General features: G+C 67.6%; 25 protein-coding genes and 1 pseudogene. 18 read left to right on the plus strand and 8 right to left on the minus strand.

The features are described from left to right. Nucleotides 1-16: 16 nt before the first annotated feature. From HWX55_RS36315 to HWX55_RS07060, 5 genes are all read left to right on the plus strand, one after another. Entirely contained in the window at nt 17-745 is a 729-nt protein-coding gene (locus HWX55_RS36315) for a methyl-accepting chemotaxis protein (protein WP_175975100.1), read from the plus strand. Further along, nucleotides 742-1,323 (plus strand): hypothetical protein, encoded by a 582-nt coding sequence (locus HWX55_RS07045; protein WP_175974991.1) that lies wholly within the window; start codon nt 742-744, stop codon nt 1,321-1,323. Before HWX55_RS36315 ends, HWX55_RS07045 begins: the two co-directional genes overlap by 4 nt. 22 nt (nt 1,324-1,345) lie before the next feature. Then, nucleotides 1,346-2,305: a chemotaxis protein CheX gene (locus tag HWX55_RS07050; protein WP_175974993.1), complete on the plus strand. Its 960-nt coding sequence runs from the start codon at nt 1,346-1,348 to the stop codon at nt 2,303-2,305. A 36-nt stretch (nt 2,306-2,341) separates the two neighbouring features. After that, on the plus strand, nt 2,342-2,707 hold the full coding sequence (locus HWX55_RS07055) for a response regulator (RefSeq protein ID WP_006486240.1): 366 nt from the start codon (nt 2,342-2,344) through the stop codon (nt 2,705-2,707). 144 nt (nt 2,708-2,851) lie between these two features. Continuing rightward, nucleotides 2,852-3,310, plus strand: coding sequence for a DUF3592 domain-containing protein (locus HWX55_RS07060; RefSeq protein ID WP_175974995.1), 459 nt, complete (start codon nt 2,852-2,854; stop codon nt 3,308-3,310). Nucleotides 3,311-3,332: 22 nt separating this feature from the next. On the opposite strand, the gene HWX55_RS07065 is transcribed toward HWX55_RS07060, so the two are convergent. After that, entirely contained in the window at nt 3,333-4,211 is an 879-nt protein-coding gene (locus tag HWX55_RS07065) for a LysR family transcriptional regulator (protein ID WP_175974997.1), read from the minus strand. A gap of 296 nt (nt 4,212-4,507) precedes the next feature. On the opposite strand from HWX55_RS07065, the pseudogene HWX55_RS07070 reads away from it, so the two are divergent. Next, nucleotides 4,508-5,775 (plus strand): annotated as a pseudogene (locus HWX55_RS07070) (MFS transporter). Between the two features lie 184 nt (nt 5,776-5,959). Next, entirely contained in the window at nt 5,960-6,754 is a 795-nt protein-coding gene (locus tag HWX55_RS07075; protein ID WP_175974999.1) for an enoyl-CoA hydratase, read from the plus strand. Between the two features lie 165 nt (nt 6,755-6,919). On the opposite strand, the gene alr is transcribed toward HWX55_RS07075, so the two are convergent. Then, on the minus strand, nt 6,920-8,041 hold the full coding sequence (alr, locus tag HWX55_RS07080; protein ID WP_175975001.1) for an alanine racemase: 1,122 nt from the start codon (nt 8,039-8,041) through the stop codon (nt 6,920-6,922). A 302-nt stretch (nt 8,042-8,343) separates the two neighbouring features. Between alr and HWX55_RS07085 the strand changes: the two genes are divergently transcribed. Continuing rightward, the gene (locus HWX55_RS07085; protein ID WP_175975003.1) at nt 8,344-8,715 is read left to right on the plus strand and encodes an MAPEG family protein; all 372 of its coding nucleotides are present in this window, start codon (nt 8,344-8,346) and stop codon (nt 8,713-8,715) included. Nucleotides 8,716-8,749: 34 nt separating this feature from the next. Here the strand turns inward: HWX55_RS07085 and HWX55_RS07090 are convergent, their stop codons facing one another. Further along, nucleotides 8,750-9,697 carry a LysR family transcriptional regulator gene (locus tag HWX55_RS07090; RefSeq protein WP_175975005.1) on the minus strand — a complete coding sequence of 316 codons (948 nt, stop codon included), beginning with the start codon at nt 9,695-9,697 and terminating at the stop codon, nt 8,750-8,752. 119 nt (nt 9,698-9,816) lie between these two features. Between HWX55_RS07090 and HWX55_RS07095 the strand changes: the two genes are divergently transcribed. From HWX55_RS07095 to HWX55_RS07135, 9 genes are all read left to right on the plus strand, one after another. After that, complete coding sequence (locus HWX55_RS07095; RefSeq protein ID WP_175975008.1) at nt 9,817-13,356, plus strand: ABC transporter ATP-binding protein; 3,540 nt, start codon at nt 9,817-9,819, stop codon at nt 13,354-13,356. Nucleotides 13,357-13,750: 394 nt separating this feature from the next. Further along, on the plus strand, nt 13,751-14,503 hold the full coding sequence (gene glnH / locus HWX55_RS07100; RefSeq protein ID WP_175975010.1) for a glutamine ABC transporter substrate-binding protein GlnH: 753 nt from the start codon (nt 13,751-13,753) through the stop codon (nt 14,501-14,503). A 15-nt stretch (nt 14,504-14,518) separates the two neighbouring features. Beyond that, nucleotides 14,519-15,226 carry a glutamine ABC transporter permease GlnP gene (gene glnP, locus HWX55_RS07105; RefSeq protein ID WP_174388474.1) on the plus strand — a complete coding sequence of 236 codons (708 nt, stop codon included), beginning with the start codon at nt 14,519-14,521 and terminating at the stop codon, nt 15,224-15,226. Beyond that, on the plus strand, nt 15,223-15,951 hold the full coding sequence (gene glnQ / locus HWX55_RS07110) for a glutamine ABC transporter ATP-binding protein GlnQ (protein WP_069230959.1): 729 nt from the start codon (nt 15,223-15,225) through the stop codon (nt 15,949-15,951). Before glnP ends, glnQ begins: the two co-directional genes overlap by 4 nt. 20 nt (nt 15,952-15,971) lie before the next feature. After that, nucleotides 15,972-17,021: a C45 family peptidase gene (locus HWX55_RS07115; protein WP_175975012.1), complete on the plus strand. Its 1,050-nt coding sequence runs from the start codon at nt 15,972-15,974 to the stop codon at nt 17,019-17,021. A gap of 15 nt (nt 17,022-17,036) precedes the next feature. Then, complete coding sequence (locus HWX55_RS07120; protein ID WP_175975014.1) at nt 17,037-18,371, plus strand: aspartate aminotransferase family protein; 1,335 nt, start codon at nt 17,037-17,039, stop codon at nt 18,369-18,371. Nucleotides 18,372-18,394: 23 nt separating this feature from the next. Continuing rightward, nucleotides 18,395-18,949, plus strand: coding sequence for a carboxymuconolactone decarboxylase family protein (locus HWX55_RS07125; protein WP_175975016.1), 555 nt, complete (start codon nt 18,395-18,397; stop codon nt 18,947-18,949). Nucleotides 18,950-19,156: 207 nt separating this feature from the next. Beyond that, nucleotides 19,157-20,056 (plus strand): lipid A hydroxylase LpxO, encoded by a 900-nt coding sequence (lpxO, locus tag HWX55_RS07130; protein ID WP_175975018.1) that lies wholly within the window; start codon nt 19,157-19,159, stop codon nt 20,054-20,056. A 168-nt stretch (nt 20,057-20,224) separates the two neighbouring features. Then, nucleotides 20,225-21,013 (plus strand): extensin, encoded by a 789-nt coding sequence (locus HWX55_RS07135; protein ID WP_175975020.1) that lies wholly within the window; start codon nt 20,225-20,227, stop codon nt 21,011-21,013. A 96-nt stretch (nt 21,014-21,109) separates the two neighbouring features. Here the strand turns inward: HWX55_RS07135 and ahpF are convergent, their stop codons facing one another. The 5 genes from ahpF to HWX55_RS07160 form a co-directional block, all read right to left on the minus strand. Beyond that, nucleotides 21,110-22,699, minus strand: a complete 1,590-nt coding sequence (gene ahpF, locus HWX55_RS07140; protein ID WP_175975022.1) for an alkyl hydroperoxide reductase subunit F — start codon at nt 22,697-22,699, stop codon at nt 21,110-21,112. 123 nt (nt 22,700-22,822) lie between these two features. Next, nucleotides 22,823-23,386: an alkyl hydroperoxide reductase subunit C gene (ahpC, locus tag HWX55_RS07145; protein WP_034179823.1), complete on the minus strand. Its 564-nt coding sequence runs from the start codon at nt 23,384-23,386 to the stop codon at nt 22,823-22,825. 204 nt (nt 23,387-23,590) lie between these two features. Next, nucleotides 23,591-23,956, minus strand: a complete 366-nt coding sequence (locus HWX55_RS07150; RefSeq protein WP_059500773.1) for a type II toxin-antitoxin system VapC family toxin — start codon at nt 23,954-23,956, stop codon at nt 23,591-23,593. Continuing rightward, complete coding sequence (locus HWX55_RS07155) at nt 23,950-24,168, minus strand: CopG family transcriptional regulator (RefSeq protein WP_069618321.1); 219 nt, start codon at nt 24,166-24,168, stop codon at nt 23,950-23,952. Before HWX55_RS07155 ends, HWX55_RS07150 begins: the two co-directional genes overlap by 7 nt. Nucleotides 24,169-24,258: 90 nt before the next feature. After that, on the minus strand, nt 24,259-25,155 hold the full coding sequence (locus HWX55_RS07160; RefSeq protein WP_050018014.1) for a LysR substrate-binding domain-containing protein: 897 nt from the start codon (nt 25,153-25,155) through the stop codon (nt 24,259-24,261). A gap of 178 nt (nt 25,156-25,333) precedes the next feature. Between HWX55_RS07160 and HWX55_RS07165 the strand changes: the two genes are divergently transcribed. Then, nucleotides 25,334-26,500, plus strand: coding sequence for a branched-chain amino acid ABC transporter substrate-binding protein (locus HWX55_RS07165; protein WP_175975024.1), 1,167 nt, complete (start codon nt 25,334-25,336; stop codon nt 26,498-26,500). Nucleotides 26,501-26,516 lie beyond the last annotated feature (16 nt).

Genomic DNA, 26,516 nt, shown 5'->3' on the forward strand with positions numbered 1-26,516 from the left:
GATCGTGCAGGCATGGATGATCCAGATAGCCGCCGCGCTGGCGGGCGGTGGGGTCGTCGCGGTCGCGGCGGCGGTCGTGTTTCGCGTGATGCGCCAACGGCTCGTCGCGTCGGTGGAGCGCGATGCGCACGCGTTACGCGGTGCGCTCGACGCAGCCGCCGCACGCGCCGATGAAGCGGCGTCGGCGCATGCGCAAGCAGCCGACGCATGGGCGCAACGCGAGGCGCAACTGGAGGAGGCGCTGATGCGCGAGGCATCCGCGAACGGCGCGCAGCGCGACGCGGTGCAGGCGTTGTCGGCCGACCGCGCGGCGCTCGCGCAGCATGCGATGAAGATCGCCGACGAAGCCGCGCGTTTGCGTGGGCTCGCCGGCACGTTCGAGCGCTGGCACGAGCAGATGATCTCGCTGACCACGCAGAACCAGGACATGCGCGCGAAGAACCAGGAGCTGTCGGCGATCGTCGCGCACGTGTCGATCGTGTCGCTGAACGCGTCGATCGAGGCCGCGCGTGCAGGCACGGCCGGGCGCGGCTTCTCGATCGTCGCGAGCGAGGTGCGCGGGCTGGCCGCGCGCTCGCAGGAGCTGTCGAACAGCTATCGCGACAGCCTGAACCGCAACGATCTCGTGACGGCCGCGACGTTCCAGGACATCCAGGCCGGCGGCAAGATGATTACGGCCGCGCTCGCGACGGTCGAGACGCTGGCCGGGCAGCTGCATGCACGGATCGAAGGAGAAGCCGCGTGATCAGCGCACAGGCGAGGGCCGGTTTCGAGCGGATCTTTTTCGATGCCGCGCGCACGCGGCTCGCGGCCGGCGGCGCGTGCGACATCCGGCCGGCCGCCGGGCACGCAAACGGTACGCCGGATCAGGTGCACGCGAAGTCGTGCTCGAAGTCGAAGGTGCCCGAACATATGGTCGTACTGACGATCTCCGCGCTGCATTTCCGCCTGCTGCTCGCGCTGCGCTTCAGCGACGACGACGCGACGCGCCGCCATTTCGCCGGTGCGGCGGCGGGCGCGAACAGCCAGCGGCCGCTGACCGACGCGTTCATGGAAGTCGCGAACCTGTGTTGCGGCGCGATCAACCAGGCGCTGACCGCGCCGTTTCCCGATCTCGGGATGTCGACGCCTTACCTGCTGAGCGGCGCGAGCCTCGACTTCATGCACGCGCTCTCGCCCGATTACGTGGCCGCATACGACCTGACGCTCGACGGCGACGTGCGGATCGGCGCGACGCTGTGCGTGTGCGCGAACGCGCCGGTCGATTTCCACGTGCCGGAAACGGCCACGGTCGACACCGGCGGCGAGCTCGAACTGTTCTGACCGACCATCAGGAATCCATCAGATGACCGAAGACCAACCCGTCAGCAAGGTGCTCGTACTCGACGACAGCCCCGTGCACGCCGACGCGATCAAGCGTTTCTGCGACGCGCACAACCTGGTCGGCCTGACCGTGCGGCGCAGCCGGCTGCTGAAGGTGCTGCGCTCGAACATCGATCTCGGCGCGATCCTGCTCGCCGAGGATTACGGCGGCTCGCCGGCCGAGAGCGCGATCATCGCGACGCAGATCGACGCGCTGCGGCCCGAGCTGCCGATCATCCTGCGCCGCGAATCGCTCGCGTCGCGCGACGGGCTGCCCGATGCGCTCGCCCGTGTCGCGTGCGCGGCCTACGTCGCCGACGACATGACGCCGCTCGAGCGCGCGATCGATGAATATCTGTTCGGCCGCGACTACCCGAATGCGCTGGTGCGCGGCATCTCGGAGATCACCGAGGCGCGCCTCGACAGTCTGTTTCCGGGCATGACGATCGAGCACGATACGCCGTGCATCGTCCGCGACCAGATCATCTTCGGCGAGGTGTTCAGCCTGATCGCGCTCGAAAGCGCATGGTGCCGCGGCTACATGCTGTTGCAGACGAGCGAGCAGCCGCTGCTCGACATGCTCGGCGGCACGCGCGACGGCGGCCGCGCGCCGGACTTCCGCGACGTGAACAGCGTGCTCGGCGAGTTGACCAACCTCGTGTGGGGCGCGTTCAAGAACCGCTATCTCGGCGACGCGGAGGCGCTGGCGCGCCATCCGGTGCAGGTGCCGCTCGTCGTCAATCACAAGCAGAAGTTCATCTCGTTCGGCGGCGACTGTCCGCAGCTCTGCTTCAAGTACCGGATGACCGATCCGGCCTCGGGGCGCTCGGTCCGTCTCGACCAGCGTTTCGTGTTCAGCCTGAGCTGGTCGCCGGAGGATTTCCGCGAATCGGTGCAGGACGTCGGGGCGATGGTCGAAGCGGGCGAACTCGAACTGTTTTGAATGTTGAAGTCGGCAACGACGAAAGGGGAAGACGACATGGCAAAGATTCTGGTGGTGGACGATTCGGGCACGGTGCGCGACGAAGTCGCGGGCTTCCTGCGCAATCACGGGCTCGACGTCGCGACGGCCGTCGACGGCAAGGACGGGCTCGCGAAGCTCAAGGCGACGCCCGGCGTGCGCCTCGTGATCAGCGACGTGAACATGCCGAACATGGACGGCCTGACGATGGTCGAGAAGATTCGCGGCGAGCTCGCGAACACGGCGGTCAACGTCGTGATGCTGACGACCGAAAGCAGCCCGGCGATGAAGGAGCGCGGCAAGGCCGCCGGCGTGAAGGGCTGGATCGTGAAGCCGTTCAAGGGCGACGCGGTGCTCGACGCGCTGAAGAAGCTCGCGGGCTGACGCGCCAGCGGGCCGTCGAATGGTTGCGCGCGCAATTTACAGCGCGCCGGGATGTCCGTATCCTGCCGGATGCCGAGGGCGGCGTGGGGCGCATCGTGCGCCGCACGCCCGGCATTGACGAACATCAGGAACGGAACGAAACCGATGGCATCCGAATACGGGCGACCCGCTGCGCGGCACACGGGAATGCAGATCGCGAAGGGCGTCGTTTTTACCATCGTGGGCACGTGCATCCTGATCGGCGTCGCGCTGTACGCGCAGTCGACGCGCGAATTCCTGCGAACGTCGGTCGTCGTGCCGGGGCGTGTCGTCAAGCTGAACGCGGGCGCGCATCATCCGGAGATCGCGTTCACGACGCTCACGGGCGAGCAGGTCGAATATGCGCAGGGCGGCGACGTCAGCGTGCAGGACGGCGCGACGGTCGAAGTGCGCTATGCGCCGGACGCGCCGAAGATGACCGCGCGGATGAATACGTTCGGCGCGATCTGGGGCGGCGTGCTGGCGATCGGCGCGATGGGGGCGGTGTTTTTCGCCGTCGGCGTCGGTCAGTTGTGGTCGGGTGTGCGTGCATGGCGCAGCGGGCGGAACGCGACCGCGCGCTGACGCCCTGAAGCGTGGAGGCTGGCTATCGGCTCGCCGCCGCCGTCGCGAACTCCTCGACGACGGCTTCGATCACCGCCTGCACGCGCGCGGTCTTGTAGAGATCGGCATGGGCGACGAGCCACACGTCGAAATGATTGCACCGCTGCGGCATGAGTCGCACGAGTTCCGGCTCGGTGTCGGCGCGGAAGCACGGCAGCTCCGAAATTCCGAGCCCCGCCAGCGTCGCCTCCACCAGCATCATCGTCGACGAGGTCTGGAACATCACGCGGCCGCGCGACGTCGGCTCGCCGCACAGCGCGTCCCACATCGTCGGCACCACCGGCTGCTGATACATCACCAGATCGTGCCCGTCGAACGCGCTGCCCGCGACCGGTTCGCCCCGTTCGGCCAGGTAAGCGCGCGATGCGTAGATGCCCGTTTCGAGATGCCCGAGCCGCCTGGCGATCAGATCCGGCGATTCCGGCCGCAACGTGCGGATCGCGAGATCCGCCTCGCGGCGCGTGAGGTTGGTGATTTGCGCCGACGTCACGCACACGACGTCGATGCCGGCATGCCGGCGCCGTACGCGGGCGATCGCGGGCACGACGAAGCGCTTGCCGAGCGTGTCGGTCGTCGCGATGCGCACGGAGCCGGCCAGTTGCTCGTCGAGCCCCATCACGCGGCGTTCGATCGTGAGCGACGCGCGCTCCATCGTTTCGGCCGGTTCGAGCAGCGCTTCGCCCGCGGTCGTCAGTACATAGAGGGACGGCGTGCGCAGAAACAGCCGGGCCGACAGCTCGTCCTCGAGCGCGGCGATCCGGCGCCCGACCGTCGCCTGGTCGACATTCAGCTGAGCCGCGGCACCGCGCAGCGTGCCGGTGCGCGCCAGCGCAAGGAAGAAGCGGGCGTTGTCCCAGTTCATACGGACTGATTGTGTCATCGGGCAGGCGGCGACGGACAGGAAACGGTGATGCAAATCTGCATCGGGGAAATGCGAAATTATCACTTTTCCGCATCGCGCACCCGGTCCTAGACTTCCGGCATCTGCATGGAGGTGTCATGTCCGATTGCCGTTCCGTTTCCGTCCCCGTTACCCTCGCTGTGGCGGCCCCGAGCCGCGCGACGGCGCGCGAGCAGCGCCTGACGCTCGCGCTCGTCGCGGTCGGCATGTTCATGGCGGTGCTCGATTCGACGATCGTCAACGTCGCGCTGCCGGCGATGCGCACGAGCCTCGGCGCGACGGTCGCGGAGCTCGCGTGGATCGTCGACGCCTATACGCTCAGCTTCGCCGCGCTGATCCTCGCGGGCGGTGCGCTGTCCGACCGGTTCGGCGCGAAGCGCGTGTACCTTGCCGGATTGGCGCTGTTCGTCGGCGCATCGGCGGCGTGCGGCGTCGCGTCGTCGGTGGCGATCCTCGTGGCCGCGCGCTTCGTGCAGGGCATGGGTGCCGCGCTCTTTTGCCCGCATCGCTCGCGATCGTGCGCAGCACGTTCGACGTGCCGGCCGAGCGCGCGCGGGCAATCGCGGTGTGGGCCGGCATCGCGTCGGTCGCGGTCGCGGTGGGGCCGGTGCTGGGCGGCATCCTCGTCGACGATTTCGGCTGGCGCAGCGCGTTCCTGATCAACGTGCCGACCGGCGCGGTCGCGTTTGCCGGCGCGGCCGCGCTCGTTCGCGCATCGGTCGCGCGGGATGTGCGCCACTTCGACTGGGCCGGCCAGTGCGTCGGTGCGGCGGCGCTCGGCGCGCTGTGTTTCGCGGTGATCGAATTGCCGACCCGCGGCGCCGGCGCCACGGAGGTCCGCGCCGCATTGCTGTTCGCCGCGCTCGCCGCCGGGGTACTGGTCGTCGTCGAGCGGCGTGCGCGCCATCCGATGGTGCCGCTCGCGTGGTTTCGCAATCGCGTGTTCGTCGCGATGAACCTGATGGGCAGTCTCGTCTACGTCGGCTACTTCGGGTTGCTGTTCGTGTTGAGCCTGTACCTGCACGGGCGCTTCGGCTTGAGCGCGCGGCAGATCGGGCTGACACTGCTGCCGTTCGCGCTGAGTCTGTCGCTCGGCAATCTGCTGTCGGGAAAACTGCATGGCCGCGTTCGTCCGGTCACGCTGATGGCGAACGGTCTTGCGATGGCCGCGCTGGCCATTCCGGCGATCGCGCTTGCGCTCGCGCTGCATGCGAGGTGGCCGGTGGTCTGGATCGCCATGGCCGCCTTCGGCACCGGGACCGCGCTGTCGGTCGCGCCGATGATCGCGACGGTGCTCGAACAGGTGCCTGCCGACGCGGCGGGCGTGGCGTCCGGGTTCCTCAACGCAGCACGTCAGGCCGGCAGCCTGCTCGGCGTGGCCGTCGCAGGCGCCGCGACGATACTGTTGCCGGATCTGACCGATGCGCTGTGGACGGTCGCGGCGCTCGGCTGCGTCGCCTATGCGATCGCCGCGCTGGCCGCGAGGACGGCAGGCCGCGCGGACGCCGCGCAACGACGCCGTTGACGCGAGACGGGCACGGGCGTTGCGCATGGCGGGCCGCCGCGTATGCGCGTGCGCGTGCGGCACCGCGGCTGGACGCCGTGCGGAATGTGGAGGACCATTTCGTGACGATGCGGCGAACGGACGGACAAGCGTTTCGTCCGGTCGCGCCGCATCGAAACCTGCCGAACCCGTCAAGCGGAACACCATGGAACCCATTGACCAGACAGCCGAGCCGATCCTGCTGCGCGATGCGCACGACGGCGTCGTCACGCTGCGCCTGAATCGCCCGCAGCAATTCAACGCGTTGTCCGAAGCGATGCTGTCGGCACTGCACGATGAATTCGATACGCTGGCCGCCGATCCGCACGTGCGCTGCGTCGTGCTGGCCGCCGAAGGCAAGGCGTTCTGCGCCGGCCACGATTTGCGGCAGATGCGCGCCAAGCCCGAACTCGACTACTACCGCACGCTGTTCGCGCAGTGCAGCCGCGTGATGCTCGCGATGCGCGCGTTGCCGGTGCCGGTGATCGCGCGCGTGCATGGCATCGCGACGGCGGCCGGCTGCCAGCTCGTCGCGGCATGCGACCTCGCGATCGCGGCCGATACCGCGCGCTTCGCGGTGTCGGGCATCAATGTCGGGCTGTTCTGCTCGACGCCGGCCGTCGCGTTGAGCCGCAACGTCGCGGCCAAGCGCGCGTTCGACATGCTGGTGACCGGCCGTTTCGTCGATGCGGCGACGGCCGCCGCGTGGGGGCTCGTCAACGAAGCCGTGCCCGAGGACGCGCTCGATGCGGCCGTCGCGCGCAAGGTCGCGGAGATCGTTGCGAAGAGTCCGGCCGCGGTGCGGGTCGGCAAGCAGATGTTCTATCGTCAGCGCGAGTTGCCGCTCGACGAAGCGTATGCGTACGCGGGCGACGTGATGGCGCGCAATATGATGGAAGAGGATGCGGGCGAAGGGATCGACGCATTTCTCGAGAAGCGCAAGCCGACGTGGCGTTCGTGATGCGGTGATGGAAGCAGGGAGCGCGTTGCGCGAAGTCGGTTCGCCGCAAAGCAGACGGGCCGCCAACGCGGCCCGCGAGCAAGTAGAACGGCATGCGCGACGACACGGTCACGCACCGCCGCATCGTCGCACCGCGGCACCGCGGCACCGCCGCAGCACCGCCGGTCAGCGTCCGTAGCTTCCCGTGCGCAGCGCCGGCTGCACGGTCGACGCGCCGGGCGGCACGATCGCGACCGGCACGCGGCGCGCGAGCGCGCACATCAGCTCGTAGCCGATCGTGCCGCTCGCTTCCGCGACATCGTCCACCTTCACCTGGTCGCCCCACAGCTCGACGCTCGAGCCGATGCCCGCGTTCGGGCACGGCGTCAGGTCGACGGTCAGCATGTCCATCGACACGCGGCCGACGACGCGCGTCATCACGCCGTCCACCGCGATCGGCGTGCCGGTCGGCGCGTGGCGCGGATAGCCGTCCGCGTAGCCGCACGCGACGACGCCGATCCGCATCGGCCGGTCGGCCGTGAAGCGGCGGCCGTAGCCGACGGTCTCTTGGGGTGCGAGCGTCTGCACGCCGATGATCTTGCTGGTCAGCGTCATCGCGGCCGTCAGCGGCGTGTCGGCGATATCCCGCGCTGCGCCGGTCGGCGATGCGCCGTACAGGATCGTGCCGGGCCGCACCCAGTCGCGGTGCGCGCGCGGATGCCACAGCACGGCCGCCGAATTCGACACTGAGCGCTCGCCCGGAATCCCGGCCGTGGTCGCGTCGAACTGGTCGAGCTGCCAATCGACTTCGCCTTCATCGGCGTTCGCGAAATGCATCATCAGCGTGATCTTGCCGATCGACGGCGCGCTCGCCGCGCGTTCCCACGCGGCGCGGAACACGGCCGGCCGGTAGCCGAGCCGGTTCATGCCGGAATTCATCTTCAACTGGATGTCGATCGGCTGCTGCGGCTTCGCGGCGATCAGCAGGTCGAGCTGTTCGTCGCAGTGCACGGCGACCGTCAGCCGATGGCGATCGGCCAGCTCGACGTCGGCCGGTTCGAAGACGCCTTCGAGCAGCAGCACGGGCTTGTCCCAGCCGAGCTCGCGCACGCGCACGGCTTCGTCGAGATCGAGCAGCGCGATGCCGTCGGCGGCCGCGAGGCCTGGGTAGATCCGTTCGATGCCGTGGCCGTACGCGTTGGCCTTGATCACGGCCCACACGCGCGATGGCGCGACGGTGCGGCGGATGAAATCGAGGTTGTGGCGAACGGCGTCGGGGCGGATATGGGCGACGATGGGACGGGGCATGGCAAGGGCTCGGGTCGGATGTCGTTCGGCGCAGGGTAGCGCGGTGGAAACGGCTGGCCGGGCGCGAGGGCGCGTCAAGCCAGTGTTGAGCGCTATGTTATGGGTGTTCGACCAGTTTTAATTAACGTATTTGTCGATGATTTGGTGGAAATTTTGGCAGCGGCGCGGGCCGGGCGCCGTCATCCGCGGCGTGTGCGGCCGAGTCTCCCGTCTAGAAAACCGGTGCGCGAACGGCACGATGCAGTGCTAAGCTCTCGGCGATCTTGTCATTGATCAATGTAATCATAACGGAGGAGACTTTGATGACGACGTCCCAGCTGTGCCTGTTCATCGTGGCGCTGTTGCCATTCCCGATGACGTTCCTCGCCAAGGCCCGCAAGGGTTACGACAACCGTACGCCGCGCGACTACCTGGCGAAGCTCGAAGGCTGGCGCGCACGCGCGCAGGCCGCGCATCAGAATTCATGGGAAGCGCTCGCGTTGTTCACGGCGGCGCTGGTGGTGGCATGGCACAACGGCGCGAACGTGCATCGCGTCGACCAGCTCGCGATCGCGTTCGTCGCGATCCGCGTCGTCTATGCGCTGATGTACCTGCTGAACTGGGCGTCGCTGCGTTCGCTCGTGTGGTTCGGCGGGATGGCGTGCGTCGTCGGGCTGTTCTTCGCGACGCCGTAAGTGGCTGCCCACGGGCAACGCGTGCGGGCGCTCGTCAGGCGCCGCCCGCGCCTCGTGCGTGACTGTCATTGGATGCGGGCGCAACGATCTTCGACACGAACGGCGGCGCGTCCGCTTCGCTGCGCAGGAACGCGATCAACGGGTCGAGCAGCCGGTGCCGCGTCGACGGATGGCGGCGCAGCACGAAGCGCCATGACGCATCGCGTGCGAGACCCGGCACCAGCGGCACCAGGCGCCCGCTGCGCAGTTCGGGCTCGATCAGCGGCACGCGGCCGAGCGCGATGCCTGCGCCGCCGACGGCCGCGCCGATCACCTGGCTGAAGCTGCTGTAGCGGACGATCTTCGTGTCGAAGTCGTCCGGCAAGCCGAAGTGCACCGCCCAGTTGCGCCAGTCGATCTCGGGGCTATTCTCGTGCATCTCCTGCAGCAGCCGCGAGCGGCAGACGTGCTCCGATGCGTACGGAAACAGTTCGGGGCTGCAGACCGGAAACACGGTTTCCCGGATCAGCACGTCGTCGTCTGCGCGCAGCCGATGCGCGGGCACGTGCACGATCGCCAGATCGACGCTGCTGCGCGCAAAATCCGGCTCGTCGTCGAGCACGACCGCATGCAGCGGGGTGTCGGGATGCAGCGACGAGAATTCCGCGAGACGGCGCGCGAGCCACATCGACGAAAACGGCGCGTTGGCGGACACGGTGAGCCGTTGCGCGGTGCCGCGAATCTCGGCGCACGCGTCGGTGAGACGCGACAGCGCATCGCCGACGGCCGGCAGCAGACGCGCGCCGGCAGGCGTGAGGCTGATGCCGCCGAGCCCCGTACTGCGTTCGAGCAGCCGCGCGCCGAGCGATTCCTCGAGCGAACGAATCTGATGGCTGACCGCGCTGGTCGACACGTTCAGCTCGGCCGCCGCGCGCGCGAACCCGCCGAGGCGGACGGCCGCCTCGAAAGCACGCAGCGCGCTGAGGGGAGGAAGATGCGACATGCGGGGTATTGTAGTTGACTCAACACCCGTTGAAAAATCATCTTTTGCCGCGCGCGGCTGGCGCGGGTAGCCTCGATCCGGTCAATAAAAACGCAACGAAACACCGACCGGAGGGCTGCATGTATTTCGACCGACGACTATGGGCAATGATGGCGGGACTGCGCTGGCGCGTGGCGGCGGCCGTCGCGCTCGGGCTGCTCGCGATGGGTGTCGGCATCCTGCGCTTCGTGTTTCTCGGTCGCGTGCTGGCGCTGGTGTTTTCCGGTGCGCCGGCGCGCGGCATCGGCGAGGCCGTCGCTGCAACGGCGGCTTGCGTGCTGCTGCGCGCATGGCTCGACCATCGCCGCACGGTGCTCGCGCAGCAGACGGCCGGCCGCGTGCAGGCGACGCTGCGCGCGCGGCTGTTCGACCGGATCGCCGCGCTCGGCCCCGCATGGTTCAGCGGCGAACGCACGGGCGGCGTGATGCTGGCCGTCGTCGACGGCGTCGAGCAGTTGCAGACCTTCTTCGGCGTCTACCTGCCGCAGCTCGTGATCGCCGCGTGCGCGCCGGTCATGATCTTCGCGGTGCTCGCGTGGTGGGACGCGCCGACGGCCGCGATCCTGCTCGTCGCGGCGCTCGTCACGCTCGCGCTGCCGCAGCTCGTGCATCGCGCCGACAAGCGCGCGGCGCTCGCGCGTTCGGCCGCGTTCAAGGCGTTCGGCGAGGAGTTTCTCGACGCAGTGCAGGGCCTGCCGACGCTGAAGGCGTTCGGGCAGAGCACCGCGTTCGGCGCGAAGCTGGCCGCGAAGGCGCGCGCGCTGTCGGACAGCACGTTCTGGGTGCTCGCGCTCGGGCTGCTGACGCGGCTCTTCACGGATCTCGGCACCGGCCTCGGCGCGGCCGCGGCGATCGCGGTGGGCGCGTGGCGCGTGCGGCACGGCGACATGAGCCTCGAAGCGCTGCTGATCGTGCTGATGGCCGGCAGCGAGATCTTCCGGCCGCTGCGCGACCTGCGCGCGGTGCTGCACCAAGGGATGATCGGCCAGTCGGCGGCGAATGCGATCCATGCGCTGCTCGACGCGGGCGGTCATGCGCGTTCCGTCGACGCGCCGCGCGTAGCGGGCCTGCGGCCGGAGATCGTGTTCGACGACGTCAGCTTCGCGTATCCGGGGCGCCGTGCGGACGCGCATGCGGCGCTGAGTTTCTCGGTGCGCGAGGGCGAGACGGTCGCGATCGTCGGGCCGAGCGGGGCCGGCAAGTCGACCATCGTGCGCTTGCTACTGCGCCAGCACGACGCGCAGGGCGGTGCGGTCCGGATCGGCGGCCACGACGTGCGCACGCTCGATGCCGACCAGGTGCGCGAGATGATCGCGGTCGTCGCGCAGGATGCGACGCTGTTCGACGGCAGCGTCGCCGACAACCTGCGGCTCGGCCGCCCGGACGCGAGCGACGCGGACATGATCGCCGCCGCGCGCGCGGCCAATGCGCACGATTTCATCTCGGCGCTGCCCGACGGTTACGCGACGCGCATCGGCGAACGCGGGCTGATGCTGTCGGGCGGCCAGCGCCAGCGCATCGCGATTGCCCGCGCGCTGCTGCGCGACGCGCCGATCCTGCTGCTCGACGAGGCGCTGTCGTCGGGCGATGCGGAAAACGAAGCACTGATCCAGCAGGCGCTCGACCGGCTCACGCGCGGGCGGACGACGCTCGTGCTTGCGCACCGGCTGTCCAGCGTGATCGGCGCCGATCGCATCCTGGTGCTCGACCAGGGGCAGGTCGTCGACGAAGGGACGCATGCGGCGCTAATCGCGCGCGACGGCCCGTATCGACGGCTGATGGGGCCGCAGCTGGAAGCGGTCGCCGAAACCGTCGGCGCGGCGGCGGTGGCCGGCGCGACCGCGCGCGCGTCGTCGGCCCCGCAAGTGCGGCCGCTGAACGACGACGCGGCGACGATCGGCTGGCCGGAGACGTTGCAGACGCTGCTGCGCTTCGTGCGGCCGTGGAAGGGCAAGGTCGTGCTGACCGTGCTGTTCGGGATCGGCCGCGTGCTCGCGTTCATCGGTGTCGGCGTGATCGGTGCGCTCGTGGTCGGCGCGGTGCCGACCGGTCATGTCGGCACCGGGCTCGTGGTTGCGCTGCTCGTGATCGCGCCGGTCGCGGCCGTGCTGCACTGGCTCGAATCATGGCTCGCGCACGACATGGCGTACCGGCTGCTCGCGGAAATGCGCATCGCGCTGTTCGCGACGCTCGAACGGCTCGCGCCGGCCGGACTGCTGCGGCGCCGCTCCGGCGATCTCGTGGCGCTCGCGACGCAGGACGTCGAGACCGTCGAATATTTCTACGCGCATACGCTCGCACCCGCGTTCGTCGCGGTGCTCGTACCGGCCGGCGTGCTGGTGTTGCTCGCGTCGGTCGCGTGGCCGCTCGCGCTGGTGCTGCTGCCGTTCCTGCTGTGGGCCGGGCTCGCGCCCGTGCTGGCCCGGCGCGACGTCGACCGGCTCGGCACCGGCGCGCGCGACGCGCTCGGCCAGCTCGGCGCGCATCTGACCGAAACGATCCAGGGGCTCGCGGAACTCACCGCGTTCCAGGCGATCGCGCGCCGGCGCGCGGCGTTCGTCGCCGAAGTCGATGCGTACCGCCGGCAGCGCGCGAAGCTGCTCGACGATCTGTCGATGCAAAGCGCCGCGCTGGAAGTCGCGAGCGGGCTCGGCGGGCTGGCCGTCGCGGCGCTCGGTGCGTGGTGGTGCGCACGCGGCGGGTTTCCGCGCGAGTCGTTGCCGCTGCTGGTGCTGGTCGCGGTGGCCGCGTTCATGCCGGTGGCCGAGATCGGCCAGGTTGCGCGCCAGCTTGCCGACACGATCGCGTCGACGCGCCGCTTGCGCGCGCTGGAGAAGGAGCCCGTGACGGTGACGGACGGCACGCACGCGATGCCGGGCCATTCGGCGGTGCGGTTCGACGCGGCGTCGTTCACGTATCCGGGGCGCAGCGTGCCCGCGATCGACCGCGTGAGCTTCGAGGTGCCGGCCGGCAGCACGGTCGCGCTGGTCGGCGCATCGGGCGCCGGCAAGTCGACGATCGCGAGCCTGCTGCTGCGCTTCTGGGATCCGCAGCAGGGCCGCGTGACGCTCGGCGGCGTCGACCTGCGCGACCTGCGGATCGACGATCTGCGGCAGCACATCGCGCTCGTTGCGCAGGATACCTACCTGTTCAACGATACGCTCGAAGCGAACATCCGGCTCGCCGCGAGCGATGCGTCGGACGCGGACGTGCGGCGCGCGATCGACCATGCGGCGCTCGGCGACTTCGTCGCGCGGCTGCCGGACGGGCTCGCAACGCGCGTCGGCGAGCGCGGCGTGCAGTTGTCGGGCGGCCAGCGTCAGCGCGTGGCGATCGCGCGCGCGTTCCTGAAGGATGCGCCGGTGCTGATTCTCGACGAGGCGACGTCGCACCTCGACACGATCAGCGAACAGCAGATCCGCGCGGCGCTGGAGGACCTGATGACGCAACGCACGTCGATCATCATCGCGCACCGCCTGTCGACCGTGCGCCATGCCGACCTGATCCTCGTGATCGAGCAGGGCGCGGTGATCGAGGCCGGCCGCCACGCGGAGCTGATGGCGCGGCAGGGCGCGTATGCGCGGCTCGTGTCGCATCAGGCGAGCGGGGTCGCGGCGTGAACGACGCGGGATCGGCGCACGGTCGTTCGCCGATTCCGCGCGCGTCCGACAACATGTGCTGAGCCGGGCAGGCGGTGCGGCTGCGCGCGCACGGCCATCCCGGTACGGCGCGGCGTCTTCTTTCCCCGTGCGGCCATCCACTGGCCCGCCACGATCGGGCGGGGCGTTCTGCTCCGCCATTTTCCCGCTTTCCTCCGATCTATCCGCACCGCGTGCCCCGGGTTTGTCTCGACGCATTTATTTGTTGCGGACTTTTTTGTTGTCGTAGTATCGCCATTGACAACACTTGTTTCACTAAGGTCTAATTCGACATCGCATGTTGCGGTGCGGCTTGCTGTCGTCGTTCCGCCGGCCCGGTGGCCGGTTACATCGCTCAATCATGCGGAGAGAAACCATGAGTCGCCGTTCCTTCCTGAAAGCCGTCGCGGTTGCTGCCGCGCTCGGCGCCAGCCTCGCGCACGCGGACACCAAGACGCTTGTCGTCGGGACCGATACGTCGTTCATGCCGTTCGAGTTCAAGCAGGGCGACAAGTATGTCGGCTTCGATCTCGACCTGTGGGCCGAGATCGCGAAGGACCAGGGCTGGAAATACACGATCCAGCCGATGGATTTCGCGGGCCTGATCCCGGCGCTGCAGACGCAGAACATCGACGTCGCGCTGTCCGGGATGACGATCAAGGAGGAGCGCAAGAAGGCGATCGACTTCTCCGCGCCTTACTACGACAGCGGGCTCGCCGCGATGGTGCAAGCCGGCAATACGTCGATCAAGTCGATCGACGACCTGAACGGCAAGGTGATCGCCGCGAAGACGGGCACCGCGACGATCGACTGGATCAAGGCGCACCTGAAGCCGAAGGAGATCCGCCAGTTCCCGAACATCGACCAGGCGTACCTCGCGCTCGAGGCCGGCCGCGTCGACGCGGCGATGCACGACACGCCGAACGTGCTGTTCTTCGTGAACAACGAAGGCAAGGGCAAGGTGCAGGTCGCGGGCCAGCCGGTCAGCGGCGACAAGTACGGGATCGGCTTTCCGAAGGGCAGCGCGCTCGTGCCGAAGGTCAATGCGTCGCTCGTGAAGATCAAGGCCGACGGCCGCTACGCGCAGATCTACAAGAAGTGGTTCGGCGCCGAGCCGCCGAAGATGTGAGCGTGATCATGCGCGATGGCGCGGCCGGGCGGCCGCGCCGGTCTTGAATCGAACGGGGAGCGACAAGTGAATTTCGATTGGTCGGCGATCTGGGCGGCGTTGCCGGACCTGATGGACGGGGTCCGGTTGACGGTGTTCATCGCATTACTGGGGCTGGTGGGCGGCTTCATCGTCGGGATGATCGCGGGCATGTTCCGCGCATACGGACCGAAGGCGATGAACGTGCTCGCACAGGTCTATATTGAGTTGATTCGCGGCACGCCGATCGTCGTGCAGGTGATGTTCCTGTATTTCGCGCTGCCGCTGCTCGCGCATATCCGCATCGACGGCCTGACGGCCGCGATCATCGCGATCACGGTGAATTCCGGCGCGTATCTCGCGGAAGTGGTGCGCGGCGCGCTGCTGTCGATCCCGAAGGGGCTGACGGAAGCGGGGCTCGCGATGGGGCTGTCGATGCCGCGCGTGCTGCTGAAGATCGTCGGGCCGCTGGCGTTCCGACGGCTGATTCCGCCGCTCGGCAACCAGTGCATCGTGAGCCTGAAGGACACGTCGCTGTTCATCGTGATCGGCGTGGGCGAGCTGACGCGCAAGGGGCAGGAAATCATCGCGGGCAATTTCCAGGCGGTCGAGATCTGGAGCGCGGTGGCCGTCATCTACCTGATTCTGACCGGCGCGATGACGCTGACGCTGCGGATCGTCGAAAAGCGGATGAAAATCTTATGAGCATGATCGAATTCCAGAACGTGTCGAAGAGCTTCGGCCACGTGCCGGTGCTGAAGAACATCGACCTGAGGATCGACGCGGGCGAGGTGGTCGTCGTGGTCGGCCCGTCGGGCTCCGGCAAATCGACGATGCTGCGCTGTATCAACGCGCTCGAGAAAATCACCGGCGGCGAGCTGCTGGTCGACGGCCAGAGCGTGCGCGGCAACGCGACGACGATCCGCAACATCCGGCTCGAAGCCGGCATGGTGTTCCAGCAGTTCAACCTGTTCCCGCAAATGACCGCGCTCGAGAACGTGATGTTCGGGCCGATGCAGGTGCGCGGCGCGTCGCGCGCCGACGCGCGCGACCAGGCGATGGCGTTGCTTGACAAGGTCGGCCTCGAATCGCGCGCGAATCATTATCCGTCGGAGCTGTCGGGCGGCCAGCAGCAGCGCGTCGCGATCGCGCGTGCGCTCGCGATCCGGCCGCGGCTGATGCTGTTCGACGAGCCGACGTCGGCGCTCGATCCGGAGTTGCGCCACGAAGTGCTGAAAGTGATGCAGGATCTCGCGACCGAAGGGATGACGATGATCGTCGTCACGCACGAGATCGGCTTCGCGAAGCGGGTCGGCACGCGGCTGCTGTTCATGGATCAGGGCGGCATCGCCGAGGACGGCCATCCGGTCGACCTGATCGACCGGCCGCCGACGCCGCGCCTGAAGGAATTCCTGAAACACGTGTCCTGAACGGAACCGAACCCTCCGACATGCCGCTTTCCCTTTCTGCCGTCATCGCCGGCACGCCGTTCGACATCGGTGTGCGCCTCGGCGAGCTTGCCCGCCCGATATTCGACGCGTATATGCAGCAGAGCAGCGCATGGCAGGCCGTGCGCCGCTGGCGCGGCCATCCGTTCGTCGATGCGCTACGACAGGCCGCGCTCGCCGCGTATCCCGACCTCGTCGCGGAACTGGACGGGATCGCGGCGGGCGTCGATTGGCACGCCGACGACATCTTCCTGTGGAATTGCCGCGGCGAGCTGATCCACAACGCGCCGGACGGCTGCACGACGCTCGCCGCGCGCGATGCGAACGGCACGCGCTGGATCGCGCACAACGAGGACGGCGATCCGTACCTGCGCGAACGCTGCCTGCTCGTCGACGTGCAGCCGCAGGGAAAGCCCGGCTTCATCAGTTTCTACTACCCCGGCTCGCTGCCGGGCCATACGTTTGCCGCGAACCGCGCGGGCATCGCGCAGGCGATCAACAACCTGCGGATCCGCACGCCGGCGCCGGGCGTGCCGCGCATGGTCCTCGCGCGTGCGGTGCTCGACGCGACGTCGCTCGACGCGGCGGCCGACGTGCTGCGATCGCATGCGCGCGCGAGCGGCTTTCATCACACGATCGGTGCGACCGGCGATGCGCGCGTGCTGAGCATCGAGGCGAGCGTCGCACGTTGTTCGATCGTCGACGTCGCGCACCTCGGCGGCCACGCGAATCATCTCGTGCATCCGGGGTGCGACACGGAAGCGCAGATCGTCACGCAGTCGTCGGCCGACCGCCAGCGCCGCGTCGACGCGTTGACGCCCGGCATCGACACGATCGACGAAGCCGCACTGTTGCGCGTGCTCGGCGATCGGGCGCCGGAAGGGCTGCCGATCTATCGCGACGATCCGGCCGATCCCGACGACGAGAACACGCTCGCGACCGCGGTGTTCGCGATTCATCACACCGCGATCGACTTCACCGTTCATCAACACGGCACGCAGCGCTTCGCGACGCGCATCGTGCCGTCCGGACACGCATCCAGCGCGTCCTGATCCATGAGGCCACGCATGACGACCGTTTTCCATCGCGCCCCGCGCGCCACCTTGCCCGTTGCCGTCGCAGGCGACGGCATCGAGATCATCGATTCGACCGGTAAACGCTATATCGACGCGTGCGGCGGCGCGGCCGTATCGTGTCTCGGTCACAGCAACCAGCGCGTGATCGACGCGATCAAGCGGCAGGCACAGCAATTGCCCTACGCGCATACGTCGTTCTTCACGACGGAAGTGGCCGAGGAACTGGCCGACCGGCTCGTCGACGCCGCGCCGGCCGGGCTCGACCACGTGTATTTCGTGTCGGGCGGCTCCGAGGCGATCGAGGCCGCGCTGAAGCTCGCGCGCCAGTATTTCGTCGAGAAGGGCGAGCCGCAGCGCCGTCATTTCATCGCGCGACGCCAGAGCTATCACGGCAATACGCTCGGCGCGCTCGCGATCGGCGGCAACGCATGGCGGCGCGAGCCGTTCCTGCCGCTGCTGATCGAAGCGCACCACGTGAGCCCGTGCTATGCGTACCGCGACCAGCAGGCCGGTGAAACCGACGAAGCGTACGCGCAGCGTCTCGCCGACGAGCTCGAACGGAAGATCGTCGAACTCGGCGCGGAAAACGTCGCGGCGTTCGTCGCGGAAACGGTGGTCGGCGCGACGGCCGGCGCGGTGCCGCCGGTGCGCACGTACCTGAAGAAGATTCGCGCGGTGTGCGACAAGTACGGCGTGCTGCTGATTCTCGACGAGATCATGTCGGGGATGGGGCGCACGGGCTACCTGTATGCATGCGACGAAGACGGCGTCGCGCCCGATCTGCTGACGATCGCGAAAGGGCTCGGCGCGGGCTACCAGCCGATCGGGGCGACGCTCGTCAGCGACCGCATCTATCGCACGATCGTCGACGGCTCCGGCTTCTTCCAGCACGGTCACACGTACCTCGGCCACGCGACCGCCTGCGCGGCCGCGCTCGAAGTGCAGCGCGTGATTGCGGAAGACAAGCTGCTCGACAACGTGAAGGCGCGCGGCGAGCAGTTGCGTGCGTCGTTGCGCGAGCACTACGGCGCGCATCCGCATGTCGGCGACGTGCGCGGCCGCGGGTTGTTCGTCGGCGTCGAACTCGTGCGCGATCGCGACACCAAGGAGACGTTCGACCCCGCGCTGAAGCTGCATGCGGCGGTCAAGCGCGAAGCGATGCAGCGCGGGTTGATGGTGTATCCGATGGGTGGCACGATCGACGGCGTGAACGGCGATCACATCCTGATCGCGCCGCCGTTCGTCTGCACCGCGCAGCAGATCGACACGATCGTCGAGCGGCTGTCCGGCGCGATCGGCGCGGCGCTCGCGTCGGCCGGCGCGTAAATCGACCTCACCGATTCCTCACCATGACAGACAGACTGCCTCCTTTCGATCCCGCGTCGGCCACCGACGAACAGAAGGCCGTGCTCGCCGATATTCTCAGCGGCCCGCGCGGCAATCTGAACGGGCCGTTTCTCGGCTGGATCACGAGCCCCGAACTGGCCCAGCACGCGCAGAAGCTCGGCGCGTTCTGCCGCTATCGCACCGGGCTGCCGCTGCGGCTGTCGGAGCTTGCGATTCTCGTGACGGCCGCGCGCTGGCGCTCGCAGGCCGAGTGGCACATCCATCATCCGATCGCGCTCGAGGCCGGCGTGCCGGCCACGACGGCCGACGCGATCCGGCTGGGCGTCGCGCCCGCATTCGAATCGGACGACGACGCGCTGATCCATGCGTTCGCCACCGAGCTGTACGACACGAAGCGCGTGAGCGATGCGACGTTCGCGCGTGCGCAGGCGCGCTTCGGCCACGAGACCGTGGTGAACCTCGTCGCGCTGCTCGGCTATTACGCGCTCGTCGCGATGACGCTCAACACGTTCGGTATGCGCGCAGACGGACAAACTGATTTGCCGTTTCCGGAATAATCGCTGCTGGCGCGTGCGTCGGTAGCCTGCCGCGCATGCATGCAGATTGCCCGAAAAGCCCGTATACGCGGGCTTTTCGGCGTTTCGGAACGGATCGCTCGGCTATCTCCCCGCGTTGTAAAACGTACACCGCACGACTGCACCGTCAGAGCAGGAAATTTTCCCCGTCTCTAGAATTTCTTCGAAAGAGCTACGGGGGAAATATCGATGCGCTGGGTCCTGTTGATCGTGTTCATTGCGTGTGTCGCGTACACGCATCGGCGCGGCAAGGTTCGGCACCGGTTGTTCAGGCAACTATCCGACCACTCGACCTTTACCGCACCGCTGAACTGCTTTTCGTACGCGTTCTCGTCGGTGCCGACCACGCCGTTTCTCGATACCGATCATTTTCCGGAGCTCGTGGTGCTGCAGCGCGAATGGCGCACGTTTCGCCGCGAAGCGCTCGCGTTGCACGACGCGAGCCGGATCAAGGCGTCGGGCGAGTACAACGACATCGGCTTCAATTCGTTCTTTCGCCACGGCTGGAAGCGGTTCTACCTGAAGTGGTACGACGCGCCGCATCCGTCCGCGCAGGCATTGTGTCCGCGCTCGGTCGAGATCCTGTCGCGGATGCCGTCGATCAAGGCGGCGATGTTCGCGCAGTTGCCGCCGGGCGGGAAGCTCGGCCTGCACCGCGATCCGTATGCGGGCTCGCTGCGCTATCACCTCGGGCGCGATACGCCGAACGACGATGCGTGCCGGATCGTCGTCGACGGCGAAGCGTATGCGTGGCGCGACGGCGACGCCGTGATGTTCGACGAGACGTACCTGCACTGGGCCGAAAACCGCACCGCGCACGATCGCGTGATCCTGTTCTGCGACGTCGCGCGCCCGATGAAATATCGGTGGGCGCAGCGCATCAACGATGCGGTCGGGCAACTGCTGATGCGCGCGGCCGCATCGCCGAACGAAACGGGCGATCGCACGGGCGGGCTCAATCGCGCGTTCCGGTACCTGTATGCGATTCGCCGCGCCGGCAAGCGGCTGAAGGCGTGGAATCGCACCGTGTACTACATCGTCAAGTGGCTGCTGTTCGGCGGGATCGCGGTCGCGATTTTCTGGATCTGACGACGGGCGAGAGTGGACGGTTGCTTTCCGTCTGACGATAGCGCGCGCGGCCTCCCACGGGCCGACGGCCTTGCGCCGCCGTCAATGCAACCAAATGTATTCGTGCGAGATCAACGCGCATTGGCCGCGTATGATGGCTTGTTCACATCGATAGGTCGGTGAGCAAGCATGACGAGTACCCGTAAAACCATGATGATCGCCGGCGGGCTCCTGGTCGCAGCGGCCGGCACCGCGTACGTGATGCTCCTGCGCGCGGACCACCGTGCGATCGAAGACGCCGGCATCGCCGATTCGGCCGCACCGGTGGCCGCGGCGCCCGCGAGCAACGATCACGCGGTGCAGGGCGCGATCGCGCCGCCGCCACCGGCTGCTGCGACAGCACCGAAACAGGCGGCTGCCGCGCCGTCTCCCGCCGCACCAGCCGCACCAACACCCGCGCCGGCCGCAACCGCGCGCGTCGCCGCCGCGCCTGCGCCGGCCCCCGCGGTCCCGGTCGTCAGCGACAAGCCGCAACTCGTGACGAAGCCGGCTGCGCCGCCGCCGAAGGTCAATGTCGTGACGGTGGATGCGCAGGATTCGACCCCATCGGCACCGGCCCCGGCCGCGAAATCCGCTCAGTCCATGCCACCCGCGCAAGTCGCGCAACGCGCGCCGCGCAAGCGCGACGGCCTCGAACGCCACGCCACCGCCGCGCCGCCGGCCGCGACGAAATCCGAAACGCCGGAGACCGCCGCGCTCGTCAGGGAGTCGGCGAAGCTCGATCCGTCGTTGCCGCCGCCGTCGATGTCATCGGTATCTTCAATGCCGGCGAGCACCGGTTCATATCGGCAGGGCGGTTCGTCGTCCGGCGCGAATCCGGTAGCGGCCGCGATGACCGAGCAACTGGTCAGGCAGTCGAGCAGTTTCAAGTCGACGGCGCCTGCGCCGGCGGATGGCGGCCCGAGCGCGACCAAGTAACCGCGAACGCCTTCGGCATAAAAAGCGCCCCGCACGCCGACCAAAGCATGCGGGGCCAAGAGAGACAAACTTTGATGTCGTCGGGGCTGACGTCCGTCAGGCGGCGACCGCTTCCTCGGCTTGCGGCTGAGCGGTCGTCACGGGCGCGGCCACGTCCTGCCGGATCAGGTGATCGAATGCGCCGAGCGACGCCTTCGCGCCTTCGCCGACCGCGATCACGATCTGCTTGAACGGCACCGTGGTCACGTCGCCGGCCGCGAACACGCCGGGCACCGACGTCGCGCCGCGCGCATCGACGACGATCTCGCCGTGCTTCGACAGTTCGACCGTGCCTTTCAGCCATTCGGTGTTCGGCACGAGGCCGATCTGCACGAACACGCCTTCGAGCTCGATGCGCTGCGTGTCGCCCGAGCGCAGATCCTTGTACACGAGCCCGTTCAGCTTGCTGCCGTCGCCGGTCAGCTCGGTCGTCTGCGCCTGCGTGACGATCGTCACGTTCGGCAGGCTGCGCAGCTTGCGCTGCAGCACTTCGTCCGCGCGCAGTTGCGTGCCGAATTCGATCAGCGTGACGGCCTTCACGATGCCGGCGAGGTCGATCGCGGCCTCGACGCCCGAGTTGCCGCCGCCGACCACCGCGACGCGCTTGCCCTTGAACAGCGGGCCGTCGCAGTGCGGACAGTACGCGACCCCGCGGTTGCGGTATTCGCGCTCGCCCGGCACGTTGATTTCGCGCCAGCGTGCGCCGGTCGCGAGGACGATCGTCTTTGCTTTCAGCACCGCGCCGTTCGCGAGGCGGATCTGGTGCACGTCGCCCGGAATCAGCGCGTCGGCGCGCTGCACGTCCATGATGTCGACGTCGTATTGCTTCACGTGCTGTTCGAGTGCGGTCGCGAACTTCGGCCCTTCGGTTTCCTGCACCGACACGAAATTCTCGATCGCCATCGTGTCCAGCACCTGGCCGCCGAAACGCTCGGCCACGACACCCGTTGCGATGCCCTTGCGTGCCGAGTAGATCGCCGCGGCCGCGCCTGCCGGGCCGCCGCCGACGATCAGCGTGTCGAACACCGGCTTGTTTTCGAGCGACTTCGCCGCGCGTTCGCTGGCGCCCGTGTCGAGCTTCGCGAGGATTTCCTTCACGCTGCTGCGGCCCTGACCGAACGATGCACCGTTCAGGAACATCGTCGGCACGGCCATGATCTGGCGCGATTCGACTTCATCCTGGAACAGCGCGCCGTCGATCGCGACGTGGCGGATGCGCGGGTTGATCAGCGACATCACGTTCAGCGCCTGCACGACTTCGGGGCAGTTCTGGCACGACAGCGAGAAATACGTTTCGAATGCGTAGTCGCCGTCGAGCGCGCGAATCTGTTCGATCACGTCGTCGTCGAGCTTGATCGGATGGCCGCCCGTCTGCAGCAGCGCGAGCACGAGCGACGTGAATTCATGGCCCATCGGGATGCCGGCGAAACGGATGCCGGGTTCGCCGATCGAGAACGACGGCTTGCGCTCGGCGTCGTCGCGGCGTTCGGCCACGGTCACGCGATCCGTCAGCGACGCAATCTCGTTCAGCAGCGCCAGCAGTTCCTGCGATTTCGCGCTGTCGTCGAGCGAGGCGACGAGTTCGATCGGGCGCGTGATCTTTTCGAGGTACGCTTTGAGTTGGTTCTTGAGATTGGCGTCGAGCATGGCGTTTCGGATTCCGTATTGATGATGCTGGTCGGGCACGTCGTGCCGGAGGAGGGCGCGGGCCGCGCGAGGCGGCCCGTGGTGATGCGTGTCGCGCGCCCCGTGCGAGGCGCGCGGTGACCGTTAGATCTTGCCGATCAGGTCGAGCGACGGGGTCAGCGTTTCCGCACCCGGCGTCCACTTGGCCGGGCACACTTCACCCGGATGAGCGGCGATGTATTGCGCGGCCTGGACCTTGCGCAGCAGTTCACCTGCGTCGCGGCCGATGCCGTTGTCGTGGATTTCGCACAGCTTGATCTCGCCTTCCGGGTTGATCACGAACGTGCCGCGCAGCGCCATCCCTTCTTCCTCAATCAGTACGTCGAAGTTGCGCGACAGCGTGAGCGTCGGGTCGCCGATCATCGGGTACTTGATCTTGCCGATCGTGTCCGACGTGTCGTGCCAGGCCTTGTGCGTGAAGTGCGTGTCGGTCGACACGCCGTAGATTTCGACACCCAGCTTCTGGAATTCCGCGTAACGGTCGGCGAGGTCGCCCAGTTCGGTCGGGCAGACGAACGTGAAGTCGGCCGGGTAGAACACGACGACGGACCACTTGCCCTTGAAGTTCTCTTCCGAGACGGGCACGAATTCGCCGTTGTGGTAAGCGGTTGCCTTGAACGGCTTGATTTGGGTGTTGATGATCGGCATCTGGACAATTCCTTTTCGGAAGGGGTGAGTGGAGTGTTGCCAGTATCCGGGTTCACCCTGAACTTGTGAAATTGCTTGTTTCAATCCGGGGCATCGGGATTTTCTATCTGCTTCCGGCCCTTGATTGGCGGGGGTGGGGAGGAGGACGTTGACGTGGGGGGGCGCCCGCTTGGCATGAGCGCGGCTACGCTCGCGTACGCCGGCTTAGATCTGATACGGCACGCGAACGCCGGGTTCGGAGGCGGGAAAGTCCTTCGTGTTGCGCGATACGAGCAGCAGACCGTTCACTTGCGCCGATGCCCACACGATCGCGTCGGGCAGGCGTATGCGGCGGTCCTTGCGAATCGTCACGGCGCGATTCGCAACCGTGCTGTCGAGCGCGATGACATCGAACGACGAGAGCCAGGCGCGAATGGGTGCCTCGTCACTTGCGGACGCCCCGACGAGGACTTCCATCCACGAGATCATGCTGATTGCGCGATAGTCGTAGCGGCCCAGCTCCGCACGGGCGGATTCCACGCCGCCCAGATAATCGATCAGGATGTTGGTGTCGAAAAGGGCTTTTACCATTCCGAGCGCAATTCCTCTTGATAGGCGAGCCCGTCGATCGTGCGATCTTTCCAGAGACCGAAGACGTCGTCGGCAAGCCGGTGCTTGTTCAGGGCAATGTAGGCGTCGATCGCGTCGCGAATGATGGCGGCGCGGGGACGGTGTTGAGTCTCGACGATGACGGCCAACTCGTCGAGTTGGCCATCCGACAGATCGACCAGAATCCGGCTCATGGCAACCTCCGATATATGATATGCATATCATATATGCCAAGTTGAAAGCACGCAAGGCTCCCGGCAGGACGACGCGTCTATGGGGCCCGCTCAAATCCCCGCCATCTTCCGCAACCACGCCGCCAGCCGCCGCGCCCCGTCCGGCATGTCCGCGTCCTCGCGCGTGCACAGGTAGTAGTCGCGCCCGTCGTCGAGCGCGTGATCGAACAGCTGCACGAGCTCGCCGTTGGCCAATTCGCGCTGGACCAGCGGCGCGCGCAGCAACGCCGCGCCGAGATCCGCGCGGGCGGCGCTCAGCGTGAGCTGCCCATCCTCGAACATCGGCCCCACCGCGTGCGACACGTGCCGCACGCCGGCGCCCTGCAGCCAGTTGACCCACGTGCTGCGATCCTCGTCGTGCACGAGCGGCGCGCGCGCGAGATCGGCCGGCGTGCGGAACGGCCCGTGACGCTTCAGGAACGACGGGCTGCACATCGGCACCATCGCGCCCGGCAGCAGCCGCTCGCAGCGATAGCCGGGCCAGTCGCCGGTGCCGAAGCGGATCGACAGATCCGACGCATCGCTTCGGTAATTGCGGTGATGCGCGTACAGCACCGTGACGTCGACATCGGTGTTGTCGGCGAGGAACGCGTGCAGCCGCGGGATGAACCAGCCGATGCCGAGCAGCGGAATCAGGCTGACGGTGATCTGGCGCAGCGACGAACGGTCGCGCACGAAGCGCGTCGCGCTGCGCAGCACCGAGAACGCCGCGCTGATCGACCGGTAGTAGTCGCGTCCCTCGTCGGTGAGCGCGAGCAGCCGGCCTTCGCGTACCGTCAGCGGCGTCTGGATGAACGCGTCGAGCAGTTGCAGCTGATGGCTGACCGCCGACGGCGTGATGTCGAGCTCGCTGGCCGCCGCGGTGACCGACCCGAGACGCGCAAACGCTTCGAACGCACGCACCGCACGCAGCGGTGGATCGTGCGGCAATTGTTCGATATTTTTCATGTATCGAATTTTATCGAAAAGTCAGGGTAATCGACAACACAAAAATATCCCGTATTTACAGGGTGATACGTTAATGTGTCGGGAACGGCATAAGCATCCAATAATTGGGTATTTGGGGTTTGGATGTCGAATATTTAATATTTTTCATGTTTCAGATCCAACCGACCGATCCCCGCACATGAAAATCGCTTTCCTCTCCGTCAGCCTCGCCTTCTCGGCGGCCGCCCTGGTCGCTACCGTTCCCGCGTCCGCGCAGTCCGCGCCGCAGACGGTCCTGATCGGTCTCGCCGCGCCGCTCACCGGCCCGTCCGCGCGGATCGGCAAGGATCTGCAGAACGGCGCGCAACTCGCGATCGACGACGCGAACGCGAAGCATCCGACCATCGGCGGCAAGCCGGTCGTCTACAAGCTCGTCGCGGCCGACGACCAGTCCGACCCGCGCACGGCCGTCGCGGTCGCGCAGCAACTCGTCGACCAGCACGTGATCGGTGTCGTCGGTCACTGGAACACGGGCTGCAGCGTGCCGGCGTCGCGCGTGTACCGCGATGCGGGCATCCCGCAGATCGCGCCGGCGTCCACCGGCCATCAATACACGCAGCAGGGCTACGCGACGGCGTTCCGCATCATGGGGCACGACGATGCCGGCGGCCACTTCACCGGTGCGTACGCGGTGAAGACGCTGAAGGCGAAGCGCATCGCGGTGATCGACGATCGCACGTCGTTCGGCGCGGGGCTGGCCGATCAGTTCATCAAGGGCGTGCAGGCGAACGGCGGCACGATCGTCGATCGCCAGTACGTGAACGACAAGACGACCGACTTCAGCGGCGTGCTGACCGCGATCAAGGGCAAGCGTGCGGATCTCGTGTTCTTCGGCGGCCTCGACGCGCAGGCCGCGCCGATCGCGCGCCGGATGCGCCAGCTCGGCGTGAACGCGCCGCTGCTCGGCGCGGGCGGTTTCGTGAGTCAGACCTTCCTGTCGCTCGCGGGCAAGGACGGCGACGGCGTGACGGCGCTCGAACCGGGCCTGCCGCTCGACCGGATGCCGGGCGGCAACGCGTTCGACGCGCAGTACCAGGCACGCTTTCATGCGCCGATCGAGCTGCATGCGCCGTTCGCGTACGACGCGGCCGCCACGCTGATCGCGGCCGCGCAGAAGGCCGGCACGACGCAGCCGGCGAAGCTGGTCGCGGCCGTTCGTGCGGTCGATCGACCGGGCGTGACCGGGCGCATCGCGTTCGACGCCGAAGGCAACCTGAAGGACCCGGCTTTCACGATCTACCAGGTGCGCGGCGGCAAGTGGGCCGTCGTCGACGTGCTCGGCGGCTCGCGCACCGCGGGCAAGTAACGACACAAGCACAAAA

The organism is Burkholderia sp. BCC1047 (assembly GCF_902833155.1).
GTDB classification, from domain to species: domain Bacteria; phylum Pseudomonadota; class Gammaproteobacteria; order Burkholderiales; family Burkholderiaceae; genus Burkholderia; species Burkholderia sola.

Coding starts and splice junctions, on each gene's coding strand:
- HWX55_RS36315 (WP_175975100.1), top strand. CDS start 17: ATGATCCAGATAGCCGCCGCGCTGGCGGGCGGTGGGGTCGTCGCGGTC.
- HWX55_RS07050 (WP_175974993.1), top strand. CDS start 1,346: ATGACCGAAGACCAACCCGTCAGCAAGGTGCTCGTACTCGACGACAGC.
- HWX55_RS07055 (WP_006486240.1), top strand. CDS start 2,342: ATGGCAAAGATTCTGGTGGTGGACGATTCGGGCACGGTGCGCGACGAA.
- HWX55_RS07060 (WP_175974995.1), top strand. CDS start 2,852: ATGGCATCCGAATACGGGCGACCCGCTGCGCGGCACACGGGAATGCAG.
- HWX55_RS07065 (WP_175974997.1), bottom strand. CDS start 4,211: ATGAACTGGGACAACGCCCGCTTCTTCCTTGCGCTGGCGCGCACCGGC.
- HWX55_RS07075 (WP_175974999.1), top strand. CDS start 5,960: ATGGAACCCATTGACCAGACAGCCGAGCCGATCCTGCTGCGCGATGCG.
- alr (WP_175975001.1), bottom strand. CDS start 8,041: ATGCCCCGTCCCATCGTCGCCCATATCCGCCCCGACGCCGTTCGCCAC.
- HWX55_RS07085 (WP_175975003.1), top strand. CDS start 8,344: ATGACGACGTCCCAGCTGTGCCTGTTCATCGTGGCGCTGTTGCCATTC.
- HWX55_RS07090 (WP_175975005.1), bottom strand. CDS start 9,697: ATGTCGCATCTTCCTCCCCTCAGCGCGCTGCGTGCTTTCGAGGCGGCC.
- HWX55_RS07095 (WP_175975008.1), top strand. CDS start 9,817: ATGTATTTCGACCGACGACTATGGGCAATGATGGCGGGACTGCGCTGG.
- glnH (WP_175975010.1), top strand. CDS start 13,751: ATGAGTCGCCGTTCCTTCCTGAAAGCCGTCGCGGTTGCTGCCGCGCTC.
- glnP (WP_174388474.1), top strand. CDS start 14,519: ATGGCGCGGCCGGGCGGCCGCGCCGGTCTTGAATCGAACGGGGAGCGA.
- glnQ (WP_069230959.1), top strand. CDS start 15,223: ATGAGCATGATCGAATTCCAGAACGTGTCGAAGAGCTTCGGCCACGTG.
- HWX55_RS07115 (WP_175975012.1), top strand. CDS start 15,972: ATGCCGCTTTCCCTTTCTGCCGTCATCGCCGGCACGCCGTTCGACATC.
- HWX55_RS07120 (WP_175975014.1), top strand. CDS start 17,037: ATGACGACCGTTTTCCATCGCGCCCCGCGCGCCACCTTGCCCGTTGCC.
- HWX55_RS07125 (WP_175975016.1), top strand. CDS start 18,395: ATGACAGACAGACTGCCTCCTTTCGATCCCGCGTCGGCCACCGACGAA.
- lpxO (WP_175975018.1), top strand. CDS start 19,157: ATGCGCTGGGTCCTGTTGATCGTGTTCATTGCGTGTGTCGCGTACACG.
- HWX55_RS07135 (WP_175975020.1), top strand. CDS start 20,225: ATGACGAGTACCCGTAAAACCATGATGATCGCCGGCGGGCTCCTGGTC.
- ahpF (WP_175975022.1), bottom strand. CDS start 22,699: ATGCTCGACGCCAATCTCAAGAACCAACTCAAAGCGTACCTCGAAAAG.
- ahpC (WP_034179823.1), bottom strand. CDS start 23,386: ATGCCGATCATCAACACCCAAATCAAGCCGTTCAAGGCAACCGCTTAC.
- HWX55_RS07150 (WP_059500773.1), bottom strand. CDS start 23,956: ATGGTAAAAGCCCTTTTCGACACCAACATCCTGATCGATTATCTGGGC.
- HWX55_RS07155 (WP_069618321.1), bottom strand. CDS start 24,168: ATGAGCCGGATTCTGGTCGATCTGTCGGATGGCCAACTCGACGAGTTG.
- HWX55_RS07160 (WP_050018014.1), bottom strand. CDS start 25,155: ATGAAAAATATCGAACAATTGCCGCACGATCCACCGCTGCGTGCGGTG.
- HWX55_RS07165 (WP_175975024.1), top strand. CDS start 25,334: ATGAAAATCGCTTTCCTCTCCGTCAGCCTCGCCTTCTCGGCGGCCGCC.